This is a genomic window from Williamsia sp., assembly GCF_016462415.1.
GTDB lineage: Bacteria > Actinomycetota > Actinomycetes > Mycobacteriales > Mycobacteriaceae > Williamsia_A.
On record NZ_JAEMTF010000032.1, the window covers coordinates 29594 to 41715 of the forward strand.

9 protein-coding genes are annotated in these 12122 nt (G+C 67.8%); 2 read left to right on the forward strand and 7 right to left on the reverse strand.

Annotation, left to right across the window (positions count from 1 at the left end):
- Positions 1-1572: an amidophosphoribosyltransferase gene (gene purF, locus JHC79_RS10175; RefSeq protein ID WP_296390264.1), complete on the reverse strand. Its 1572-nt coding sequence runs from the start codon at positions 1570-1572 to the stop codon at positions 1-3.
- 157 nt (positions 1573-1729) lie between these two features.
- On the reverse strand, positions 1730-2116 hold the full coding sequence (locus JHC79_RS10180) for a sterol carrier family protein (RefSeq protein ID WP_296390266.1): 387 nt from the start codon (positions 2114-2116) through the stop codon (positions 1730-1732).
- An 88-nt stretch (positions 2117-2204) separates the two neighbouring features.
- Here JHC79_RS10180 and JHC79_RS10185 point away from each other — a divergent pair, with 88 nt between their 5' ends.
- Positions 2205-3713, forward strand: coding sequence for a glutamate-cysteine ligase family protein (locus tag JHC79_RS10185; protein WP_296390269.1), 1509 nt, complete (start codon positions 2205-2207; stop codon positions 3711-3713).
- A gap of 87 nt (positions 3714-3800) precedes the next feature.
- On the opposite strand, the gene JHC79_RS10190 is transcribed toward JHC79_RS10185, so the two are convergent.
- The 5 genes from JHC79_RS10190 to purL all read right to left on the reverse strand — a co-directional run bounded on the left by JHC79_RS10190 (position 3801) and on the right by purL (position 10139).
- Positions 3801-4991, reverse strand: a complete 1191-nt coding sequence (locus tag JHC79_RS10190) for an RtcB family protein (protein ID WP_296390271.1) — start codon at positions 4989-4991, stop codon at positions 3801-3803.
- 70 nt (positions 4992-5061) lie between these two features.
- Entirely contained in the window at positions 5062-5925 is an 864-nt protein-coding gene (locus tag JHC79_RS10195) for a phytanoyl-CoA dioxygenase family protein (protein ID WP_296390272.1), read from the reverse strand.
- 60 nt (positions 5926-5985) lie between these two features.
- Complete coding sequence (locus JHC79_RS10200; protein WP_296390275.1) at positions 5986-7080, reverse strand: diacylglycerol kinase; 1095 nt, start codon at positions 7078-7080, stop codon at positions 5986-5988.
- 72 nt (positions 7081-7152) lie between these two features.
- A complete protein-coding gene (locus JHC79_RS10205; RefSeq protein ID WP_296390277.1) occupies positions 7153-7833 on the reverse strand; it encodes a hypothetical protein in 681 nt (226 codons plus the stop codon).
- Positions 7834-7859: 26 nt separating this feature from the next.
- Positions 7860-10139 carry a phosphoribosylformylglycinamidine synthase subunit PurL gene (purL, locus tag JHC79_RS10210; RefSeq protein ID WP_296390279.1) on the reverse strand — a complete coding sequence of 760 codons (2280 nt, stop codon included), beginning with the start codon at positions 10137-10139 and terminating at the stop codon, positions 7860-7862.
- 193 nt (positions 10140-10332) lie between these two features.
- On the opposite strand from purL, the gene eccA reads away from it, so the two are divergent.
- Positions 10333-12122, forward strand: a 1790-nt coding sequence (gene eccA, locus JHC79_RS10215; protein ID WP_296390281.1) for a type VII secretion AAA-ATPase EccA, incomplete at its 3' end; no start/stop codon positions are given.

Consider the following 12122-nt stretch of genomic DNA (forward strand, 5'->3'; position numbering starts at 1 on the left):
TCAGGGGCGGCGCAGCGCGCTGACGTTGTCGTTGGACGCGAGCGGCTCCGCGCCGACCGCATTCGACAGCATCGTCTCCAGAACGGCCTTGCCCATGGAGGTCTCGGTCGGCAGGTCGATCGGGTACTTCCCGTCGAAGCACGCCGCGCAGAGCGCATCGCGCGGCTGCTCGGTGGCAGCGATCATCTCGTCGATGCTGATGTAGGCGAGGGTGTCGGCGCCGATGGCCTGGCGGACACCTTCGACCATGCCCTCCTCGGACTCCATGCCGTTGGCGATGAGCTCGGCCGGAGACGCGAAGTCGATGCCGTAGAAGCACGGCCACCGGACGGGGCTCGACGCGATGCGCACATGGATCTCGGCGGCACCGGCCTCGCGCAGCATCCGGATCAGCGCGCGCTGGGTGTTGCCACGCACGATCGAGTCGTCCACCACCACGAGTCGCTTCCCGCGGATGACCTCTTTGAGCGGGTTCAGCTTGAGCCGGATGCCGAGCTGACGGATGGTCTGCGACGGCTGGATGAAGGTACGGCCGACGTAGGCGTTCTTCATCAGACCCTGGCCGTAGGGGATGCCCGATTCCTGGGCGAATCCGGTGGCCGCCGGGGTCCCGGACTCTGGCACCGGGATCACCAGGTCGCCCTCGGCGGGGAACTCACGGGCGAGGCGGCGACCGATCTCGACGCGCGACGAGTGCACCGAGCGGCCGTTGATGACGCTGTCGGGACGAGCCAGGTAGACGTACTCGAAGACGCAGGCCTTCGGGGTCGGCTTGGCGAAGCGGGAACTGCGCACGCCGTCGGCGTCGATGGCCAGCAGCTCGCCGGGCTCGATGTCGCGGACGAACGAGGCGCCGACGATGTCGAGGGCGGCGGTCTCCGAGGCGACGACCCAGCCGCGATCGAGCCGGCCGAGACACAGCGGGCGGACGCCGTGCGGGTCACGGGCGGCGTAGAGGGTGTGTTCGTCCATGAACGTCAGGCAGAACGCGCCCTTGAGGGTGGGCAGCAGTTCCATTGCGGCCTGCTCGATGGTGCGGTCGGCGGCCCCGTGCGCGAGAAGCGCGCCGACAACGTCGGAATCAGAGGTGGCGCCGCCGTTGAGTCGCGACTCCATCAGGCCGGCGGCCCGCGCGGTGCTCGCGAGATCGGAGGTGTTGACGAGGTTGCCGTTGTGCCCGAGGGCGACGCCGGTGCCGGCGGCGGTGGTGCGGAAGATGGGCTGGGAGTTCTCCCAGGTGGTCGAACCGGTGGTGCTGTAGCGGCAGTGGCCGATGGCGACGTGGCCCGGCATCGAGGCCAGCGTCTGCTCGTCGAACACCTGGCTGACGAGTCCGAGGTCCTTGAACACCAGCACCTGCGAGCCGTCGCCGACAGCGATGCCCGCGGCTTCCTGGCCGCGATGCTGAAGCGCGTAGAGACCGTAGTAACTGAGCTTGGCGACGTCCTCCCCCGGTGCCCAGACGCCGAACACGCCGCATTCTTCTCGGGGTTCGTTCTCATCGACGTCCAGCTCAGCGCTGGGCTTGAGGTCGGCGAGAAGGTTCGGGCTGTGGATCGACAGCTCGGTCACGTGCGCTCCCGGGGTGGTGGGCATTACAGCAGGACTGAACGGAAGTCTACGGGCCAACCCCTGAGCTGGGCGAATCCGGCGGGTGCGAGTCTGTCCCTCCTGCACCACACATCACAGCGGCTGCGATCTGCGTCACTGCGTCGGTTGCCCGATGCGCTCAGATACGCACGATCGGCAACCAGGTCGCGACCTCGGCGGCCCGACTGCCCGACGCGGTCACCCGACCGTCACCCACGGCGTGCGCGAGGTCGTCGAGACCGGCGGCGAGCAACAGCCACGTCCGCGGGTCCATCTCGACGACGTTCGGGGGCGTTCCGCGGGTGTGGCGCGGGCCCTGGATGCACTGCACCGCGACGAAAGGCGGCACGCGTACCTCGACCGACGCACCGGGGGCGATCTGGGCGAGGGTGCGTGCGCTCATCCGCACCGCCGCGGCGAGCTCGGGGCGCGCGGGTGCGTCGAGGGTGCCGTCGCGCAGCCACTCGGCGACGACGAGCATGGCCGACCGCATCTCGGCGGGGTCGACTGTTTTTCCGGGTGCCACACCGCCGATCATCCCAGTCGGTGGCGCCCGCGCGGTTCGGGGCGCCATTCGCCACCACCGGATCGGACATCGATGACACGATGGGGCGATGGGCGCCGAGGTCTCCGAGCGGGAGTTCACACGGGAGGACCGCCGACGTTTCCGCGAGCAGGTGGGGCGCGGCACCGAGGCGATCGCGCGGATGCTGGCCGAGGGGTTGTTCACCGATCACGGCAGGCCGCCCGAGCCGTTGCTCGGCATGGAGGTGGAACTCAATCTGATCGATCGGGCGATGAACCCGGCGATGTCGAATGCCACTGTGCTGCAGTCGATCGCCGATCCCGACTTCCAGACCGAATTGGGCCAGTTCAACATTGAGATCAACGTGGCGCCGCGTCCGTTGACCGACGACAGCACCATCGCACTCGAACAGGCCCTGCGCGGGTCACTCAACCGTGCCGAGGCACGGGCCGCCGCCACCGACAACCACATCGTGATGATCGGCATGCTGCCGACACTGCGCACCGATCACCTGATGCATCAGTGGATCTCGGCCAACCCGCGCTACGACCTGCTCAACCAGCAGATCTTCGCCGCCCGCGGCGAGGACATCGCCCTCGACATCGACGGCGTCCCGCTGGGCTCCGAACGCGTCGGCGAACGGTTGGTCACCACCACCGATTCGATCCTCCCCGAGGCGGCCTGTACCTCGGTGCAGCTGCATCTGCGCGTGGCACCGGAGGATTTCGCCGCGCACTGGAACGCGGCGCAGTCGATCGCCGGCGTCCAGGTCGCGCTGGCAGGCAACTCACCCTTCTTCGCGGGCAAGGCGCTGTGGCACGAGAGCCGGATCCCGGTGTTCGAGCAGGCCACCGACACCCGGCCGCTCGAACTGAAGAACCAGGGCGTGCGCCCGCGGGTGTGGTTCGGCGAACGATGGATCACCACCATCTTCGATCTCTTCGAGGAGAACACACGATACTTCCCCGCCCTGCTGCCGGTCTGCAGCGACGAGGACCCCCTGAAGACGCTGGACGCGGGTCGCATCCCGGAGTTGTCGGAGCTCAAGCTGCACAACGGGACCGTCTACCGATGGAACCGTCCCATCTACGACGTCGTCGACGGGCATGCGCACCTACGCATCGAGAACCGAGTCCTGCCCGCGGGCCCGACCGTGCTCGATACCATGGCCGACTCGGCGTTCTACTACGGGGTGCTGCGGGGGCTCGTCGACGCCGACCGGCCGCTGTGGTCGCAGATGTCGTTCGACGCGGCCACCGAGAACCTGCACGCCGGCGCCCGTGACGGGCTCGACGCGCAGCTGTACTGGCCGACCGTCGGGTGGATCCGCCCGGACGAGCTGGTGCTGCGGCGACTGCTGCCGCTGGCCGACGCCGGCTTGGCCGCGTACGGGGTCTCACCCCGGGCCCGACGCAGGTATCTGTCGGTGATCGAGGGCCGCTGCCTGAGCCGTCAGACCGGCGCGGTCTGGCAACGCGAGTCGGTCGCGGCACGTGAGGCGGCCGGCGACTCCCGCGCCCAGGCACTGTCGGGGATGCTGCGTGAGTACGTCGACCGCATGCACGAGGGCGAGGCCGTGCACACCTGGGACCTCTAGGCCCACCACCGAGTTCGCGCTCCACCTCTGTCACGACGCTCCACTTGCAGGTGGAGCGCGGCTCGAGAAGCGGAGCGCGAACGGGGATCAGGTGCCCTTGACGTTGAGAACCTGACGCAGCACGTGGTCGATCGACACGAGCCGCTCGGCGTCGGCCATCACGACGTCGATGTCCTTGTAGGCCTGCGGGATCTCATCGATCCACTCCGCACCGTGTCGGTACTCGATACCGGTCATCGCCGCCTCGAGATCGGCCTCGGTGTAGCGGCGCTTGGCCTCGGTCCGGGAGTACCGACGCCCCGCACCGTGCGGCGCCGAGCAGAGTCCGCCACCGTGCCCCTTGCCGGTGACGATGTAGGACCGCGTGCCCATCGACCCCGGGATGATGCCGCGGACACCCTCATGGGCGTCGATGGCACCCTTGCGGGTCAACCACACATCCTTGCCGCCGTGGTGTTCACGCACGGTGTAGTTGTGGTGGCAGTTGATGCGTTCGGTCTCCAGCGTCGCCGGGTCACCGTCGAGGCCGACCCAGTGCGCGAACGCCTGCCGGAACCGGTCCATCATCTCGGCGCGGTTCTCGAGCGCGAACCGCTGCGCCCACGCCAGATCACACAGGTACACATCGAGTTCCGACGTGCCGTGCGGGAGGTACGCGAGGTCGCCGTTCGGCAGCGGGATGTGCCACTGCTTGCACAACCGTTGCGCGATCTTGATGTGCCGCTGCGCGATCCGGTTGCCGACGCCGCGCGAACCCGAGTGGAGGAACATCCACACACGGTCGACCTCGTCGAGACAGAGCTCGATGAAGTGGTTACCACCACCGAGCGACCCGAGCTGCTCACGCCACTTCGGCGAGTGCGACAGGTCGACCCCGTCGGCCGCGGCCAGTTCCTCCAACACCGCGATACGCCCGGCGGTGAACGGGTAGCGGTCCACCGCACGGTTGTAGTTGCCCGGCGAGAGTGGGATCGCGGACTCGATCGACGTCCGCAACTCGGCCCGGTCGAGGTTCTCGATCACGCCGGCGTCGAAAGTCGTTCGTACCGCGATCATCCCGCATCCGATGTCGACACCGACCGCAGCCGGGATCACCGCGTCCACGGTCGGGATGACGGTGCCGACCGCCGAGCCCTTGCCGTAGTGGGCGTCGGGCATCAACGCCACGTGCGGGTGCACGAAGGGCAGGGCTGCGGTCTCCTTGGCCTGTTCGATCGTCTTGTCGTCGATCTCGGAGGCAAAGCTGAGCAGCTTGAGGTTGTCGATGCGGGTGGTCACTGGATTCTCCTTCGTGGTCGGAGAAAGTGTCCACGAGAAAAGCGCAGAGCGCGAACGATTTACGCGAGGTCTATCGCGCCGCGTTCTTGATGAACTCCTCGACCCCCGCGGGTTGCCGAGTGCCACCGAAGTAGCCGCCGCGCACATGGCGTCGACGCTCGGTGTCGTCGGTCGCGCGCGCGGCGGAATGCCACAGATAGGCGTCGTGCAAGAGGATGTCGCCAGGTTCGGCGTACACCGCGACCTCGCCGCGGACCTTCTCGAAGCGCAACGGCATCTCGAACGGCGGGGTTCGATCGGTGCGGCCCCCGGCAGCACGGGCGGTGGCCGGTACCCGGGCTCCGTTGACGTTGCGATGCGGCGCAGGTGTGGCCCAGAGATGACTTCCCGGAACCACTCTCAAGAATCCGTTGGACGGCGAGGTGCCGTCGATGTGGATCGTGAACGCGGTGCTCGGCCAGACGTCGAGACTCGGACTGGCCTGCCAGTCCGAGTGCCATCCGATCCGCGCGTATCCGGACTCCTTGCCCGGACGCGCGTCCTGGTACACGACGCCGAACTGCTCGTGGGCGCGCAGCCAGCAGTCCGGTCCGAGCAGTTCCCGCATGACCGTGGTCACCACCGGGTCGGTGACCACCGACTCGACCGCGGGCGACACCTCGTTGACGTACTCGACGTAGTTGGCGAAGGCGTCGGCGGTGGCCCCGTCGTCGAGGATCGAGTCATCCAAGAACACCGTCGATCCATGCCGGGACCCGAGTTCGCCGGTGACGACCCGCTCCTGCGCGTCGACGCATTCGGATTCGATGAGTGCGAGCCTCGCCGGATCGAGCAGTCCACGCAGGATCGCGTATCCGTGCATGTCGTAGAACCACAGCAGACCGGGGATGTCGTCCGGCCCGAAGACACCCGGTTCCTCCATCACTGACGCCATGGGTGGGAGGTTAGTTCCGCATGACCGCCCGCGCGCGTCGAGCGGTCCGCCGACGAGAGCTCAGGCGTGGGCGACCGCGGGTGCGGGGATGAGACCGCGGCCGGTGATGAGCGGTAGTTCGAGCGCTGTGACGAGACCGGGCTCGGCCGCGACCACCGCCTCGACGGCGTTGACCAGTCGCATCGCGGTGACGATCATGCCCGAGACGTTGTGGTCCCCGTGCTCGCCGTGGTGGCTGAAATCGACGGTCATCATCGGCTCGCCGGTGATCTCGATTCGATAGCACCCGTCGCCCGAGTTCGGCGTCGGCCAATCGGGTCGCTGCGCCGGGTGTGTACGCGTGATGTGATCGAGGACAACGCGTTCGACGCCGTCGACCTTGCCGATCACCTGGAACCGCACCGCGGCCATGGTCCCCTCCGCGATCTCGCACGACACCGTGGAGATGTCCTGCTCGGCGGCGTACCGCTCGACCTTCTCCTCGATCGGCTCGTCGAGGGTGAGTCCGAGACCGGCCGCGATCTGCCGGACCACACTCCCCCATGCCATCGACAGCACGCCCGGCGTGAACAGCATCGGGGTCTCGTCCAGGGACTTACCGAACCCGAAGATGTCGCTCATCACCACGGGTTGGTAGTAGGTGGAGTAGTCGGCGATCTCGTAGCAGCGCACCTGGTCGATGCGCTGCGACAGGCTCGTCATGGCCAGTGGCAGAACGTCGTTGGCGAAACCGGGGTCGATACCGTTGACGTGCAGGCTCGCGTTGCCCTGCACGCCCGCCGCCTGCACCCGGTCGACGAGATCGTCGGGGACCACTCCCTTCGGGAACTGCAGCAGCACCGGACCCGAGGAGACCACGTTGATCCCGGACTCCAGGAAGAAGATGAGGTCCTCAAGGGCCTCGAAGATGCGGTCGTCGACCATGGCGGTGTGCACGATGCAGTCGGGTTTCAGGGCGATGAGCGCGTCGCGGTCGTTGGTGGCCACCACCCCGAGGTCACGTCCGAGGTCGGCCAGCTCGCCGGCATCCTTGCCGACCTTGTCGGGGTTCGACACCCACACGCCGACCAGTTCGAGTTCGGGCCGCGTGTCGATCCCGGCGATCGCGTGTCGCCCCACCGTTCCCGTTGACCATTCGACAACCCTCAGTGCCACCGCAGACCTCCGTGTCCGATTCCCCGTTCCGATCAGGTTAGAACACGTTCTAGTTACGTCGGGGCGGAATCGTCAGGCGGATCTGAGCCAGCGGGTCGTCGGCGACACCAGCAGCAGCACGATCGTCACCGCAGGAAACACCAGACCCAGGAACACCCCGTATCCCGATCCGACGACGCCCGGGACGCCATTGGCAACGGAGATGCTCGCGAGGATGATCACCCCGACGATGACCATGACGATTGTCAGGGCACATCCGGCGAGGACGAGGACGCGGCCGACACCGCGCCGTCGGATCAGCAGCACGCCGCCGGTGACGAGCAGTCCCAGACGTACGAGCGAGATGACGCCTTCGAACCCCGCATAACCGGAGAACCACGACGGCCCGTCGACGTCGGTGACCGCGGCGACGATGAGGATGTCGCCGATCAGGGCAACCGTCGCCGCGATGCCCCCGAGGAAGGCGAGGATGGCGGCGATGATGGCCGTCGCCGACGACGGAGGCGGGACATATCCCTGCGGGGACCCGTAGTACTGCTGCGCGTACCCGGACGGTGGTCCGTAATTCTGCGGCGGGCCGTACCCGGGCCCCGGGCCGTATCCGGGCGGCGGCCCGAAGGTCTGCGGCGGGCCGTACCCCGGCGGCGGGCCGTAGTTCTGTGGCGGGCCGTATCCCTGCGGCGGACCGTAGGGATACGGAGCGGCCTGCTGTGAGGGGTCGTACTCACCCGGCGGGGGGTTGTTCGTGGTCACCTGGTCCTCCGTGGTCGGGTGTGTGCTCAGCCGAACAGTGCAGGCAGTGTGGCCTCGTGTGCGTCGCGGAGTTCGGTCAGCGGCACCGAGAAGTGGTCCTGGACCTCGACCGAGTCGCTGCCCTGATCGACGACACCGATACGCGTCCACGGCATCTCGCGAGCGGTGAGCATCGCGCAGAACCGTGTCTCCTCGGTCCGCGGGACTGCCACGAGCACCCGCCCGGCCGATTCGGAGAACAACCACACGAACGGATCGGCATCCTCGGGAAGGATGATTCGGCAACCGGTCTCACCTGCCAACGCGGATTCGACAACGGTCTGGATCAGCCCGCCCTCCGAGAGATCGTGTGCAGCGGAGATCAAGCCGTCACGCGACGCCGCGGTGAGGATCGCGCCGAGCAGGCGCTCACGCTCGAGGTCGACCTCCGGCGGGACACCACCGAGGTGGTCGTGGGTGACCTGAGCCCAGATCGACCCGTCGAGCTCGTCTTTCGTGTCGCCCATGAGGATCAACGTCTCGCCGGGCTCGGTGCCGAAGCCGGTCGGGATGCGACGGTGGACGTCGTCGATGACGCCGAGGACACCCACGACCGGCGTCGGCAGGATGGGGGTCGATCCGGTCTGGTTGTAGAAGCTCACGTTGCCGCCGCACACCGGGATGCCGAGCTGCGCGCAGCCGTCCGCCAATCCCTTCACTGCCTCGGAGAACTGCCACATGACCGCCGGGTCCTCGGGGGAGCCGAAGTTGAGGCAGTTCGTGACGGCTTTCGGCGTGGCCCCGGCGACCACCACGTTGCGGTACGCCTCGGCCAGTGCGAGCTGCGCACCGCGGTAGGGGTCGAGGTAGGTGTAGCGACCCGACGCGTCGGTCGCGAGAGCGATTCCGCGGCCGGTGGATTCGTCGATCCGGATGACACCGGAGTCGGCGTTCTCGGCCAGCACGGTGTTGCCGCGGACGTAGCGGTCGTACTGCTCGGTGATGAACTTGCGGCTGCACAGCGCCGGCGAGGCCAGCATGGTCAGCAGCGTCGAGCGCAGTTCGTCGTCGGTCGACGGACGGTCGAGGGTCGTGGAGCTCGACGAGATGACCTCGTCCTGCCACTCGGGCCGCTCCACCGGACGCTGGTACACCGGGCCCTCGTGGGCGACGGTGCGCGGCGGGACGTCGACGACGGTCTCTCCGTGCCAGGTGATCTCGAGGTGCTCACCGTCGGTGACCTCACCGATGACGGTCGCGAGCACGTCCCACTTGCGGCACACCGCGAGGAACGCGTCGACGTTCTCCGGCGTCACCACCGCACACATGCGTTCCTGGGACTCGCTGGACAGGACCTCGGCCGGGGTCATGCCCTCGGCGCGCATGGGGACGGTCTCGAGCTGGATGCTCATGCCGCCGTCGCCCGCGGACGCCAGCTCGGAAGTGGCGCACGACAACCCGGCTCCGCCCAGATCCTGGATGCCGACCACGAGTCCTGCGTGATAGAGCTCGAGACAGCACTCGATGAGGACCTTCTCGGTGAACGGGTCACCGACCTGCACGGCGGGCAGCTTCTTGCGGTTCGGGCCGGATTCACCGGTCTCGTCGAAGGTCTCCGACGCGAGCACCGACACACCACCGATGCCGTCGAGACCGGTCCGCGCGCCGAACAGGATGATCTTGTTGCCCGCGCCGGAGGCGAAGGCGAGCTGCAGGTCCTCGACACGGAGCACACCCGCGCACAGCGCGTTGACCAACGGGTTGCCCGCGTAGCTGGCGTCGAAGACGGTCTCGCCGCCCACGTTGGGCAGTCCGAGGGAGTTCCCGTAACCGCCCACCCCGCGCACGACACCGTCGACGACTCGCCGGGTGTCGGGGGCGTCGGCCGCACCGAAGCGCAGCTGGTCCATCACAGCGATCGGGCGGGCGCCCATGGCCATGATGTCGCGGACGATGCCGCCGACCCCGGTGGCTGCGCCCTGGTACGGCTCGACGTAGGACGGGTGGTTGTGCGATTCGACCTTGAAGGTGACCGCCCAGCCGTCGCCGATGTCGACGACGCCGGCGTTCTCTCCGATACCCGCGAGCATCGACGACCGCATCTCGTCGGTGGTGGTCTCACCGAAGTACTTCAGGTGGACCTTCGACGACTTGTAACTGCAGTGCTCCGACCACATCACCGAGTACATGGCCAGCTCGGCGTCGGTGGGGCGACGGCCGAGGATCTCGCGGATCCGTGCGTACTCGTCGTCCTTCAGACCCAGCTCGCGGAAGGGTTGTGGATCATCGGGCGTCTCGGCTGCGTGGCTGACGGTGTCGACGGACAAAGCGTCTCCGGTCCTTGAGATGGGCGGCGTGCCGATCGATCGGCTCGGGAGGATTGTATCCGCGCACCTCCGCGCCCGCGTTCGGGTGCCGACCGTGCTGCAGCGGGCCGACGGCGCGATACCCTGGCGCCGTAACCGTAGAGCTGTGCGGCCGATGTGCCGTACGTCGCGAGACACGCTGGGGGTCGTGAGAGTGGGCGATATTCGTCAGGCACGCCAACTGTTCGACTTGGCGGTGTTGTCTCTCGGCATCCCTGTCGACGGCCAGGAGGCCGTCCGCGACCCCGCGCAGGCGGCCCTCGCCTTTCAACGCGCCACCGAGCAGGCCCCGGAGATGTGCGACGCGTGGCTGGGCCGGATCGCCTGCGGCGACAGCTCGCCGTACATCCTGCACAACCTCTATCAGACGCGTCGCTCCCTCAACGGTGAGCTGCGGCGCCTCGGGCTGCCCCCGCGCACCCTGGTCGGGCGGTTCGCGACGGGCCTCTACATCGACTACCCCGTCAGCGATGTCGTCGAGGTCATCTCCGCGTACGCGGCGTCTCTCATCGAGGGGCAGGACTACACGGGCGCAGAGCAGGTACTCGACGAGATCCCGGCCGCGTCGGTCACGCCGATCGCGACGTACGTGCGCGCCATGCTGCATTACGTCACGCAACGCTGGCCGGACGTGTTGACGACGCTGGCGTCGTCGGCTCGCTGGGAAGACAAGTACATGCTGGCCGCGGCGAACGTGATGGCCGGCTCGGCGTGCGCGCAGCTGGGCATGTTCACCGAGGCCAACCGCCGCCTCGAGGAGGCCGAGTCGGGCCCCATCCCCGGAGCCGCCACTGCGGCAATGTACACCCACGGGTTGGTGCAGCGCGAGGAAGGCCACGAGGAGAAGGCCGTCGCGTTGTTCGAGCAGGTCTACGCCCGCGACCCCGGGTTCGGCGGTGTGAGCGACGCGATGCGCAACCCGAAGTTCCGGCTCGTCGTGGTCGATGCCGAACGCATCACCCGCCGGACCGACAAGTGGGACCCGAAATCGGTCCCCGAGGACAAGCCGTTGGCGTCGCAGCCGGCGTCGGCGCAGCAGAACGACGCCTTGGCCGCGGCCAAGGCCGAGCTGGAACGTCAGGTCGGACTCGCGTCCGTCAAGGACCAGGTCGCCAAGCTGACATCGTCGGTGGCGCTGGCCAAGGTCCGCGCCGACAAGGGACTCGCCAGCACCTCACGCAGCCTGCATCTCGCGTTCACCGGGCCTCCCGGTACCGGTAAGACGACGATCGCTCGGATCATCGCGAAGACCTACTGCGGGCTCGGACTGCTCAAGACCGACACCATCGTCGAGGCCAGTCGTCGCGACATGGTGGGCGAGCACCTCGGTAGCACGGCGCCCAAGACGTCTGCCCTCATCGACCGCGCGTTGGACGGGGTGCTGTTCATCGACGAGGCGTACACGCTCATCCAGACCGGACTGTCCGGTGGCGACGCGTTCGGTCGCGAGGCCGTCGACACCTTGCTGGCGCGCATGGAGGACAACCGCGACCGACTCGTGGTCATCATCGCCGGCTACGACGGCGAGATCGACCGGCTGCTGTCATCGAACGACGGTCTGGCGTCACGGTTCGCGCGACGCATCCGGTTCGAGTCCTACCGGCCCGAGGAGTTGTCGGAGATCGGTGAGGTCATGTCCCAGGCGCGCGACTCGGCGCTCCCCGCGCAGTCGGTGGAGATACTGCAGGACGCCTGTCGGCCGCTCTACGACACGGTGGTCACCGACCAGAACGGCGGTCAGGTGCGTCTCATCGACCTCGCCGGTAACGGTCGCTTCGTGCGTAACGTGATCGAGGCCGCCGAGGAGGAACGCGAATACCGCCTGTCCTCCGGCGAGATCGATATCACCGACCTCGACGCCGACGCCCTCATGCGCATCGAGCCGCGAGACATGCAGACCGCCATCGACAACATCATGGTGTCGATGAACCTGGGTGCTCGCCT

Excerpts from the sequence above, each read along its gene's own strand:
- JHC79_RS10185 (WP_296390269.1), top strand. The coding sequence starts at position 2,205 with ATGGGCGCCGAGGTCTCCGAGCGGGAGTTCACACGGGAGGACCGCCGA.
- JHC79_RS10195 (WP_296390272.1), bottom strand. The coding sequence starts at position 5,925 with ATGGCGTCAGTGATGGAGGAACCGGGTGTCTTCGGGCCGGACGACATC.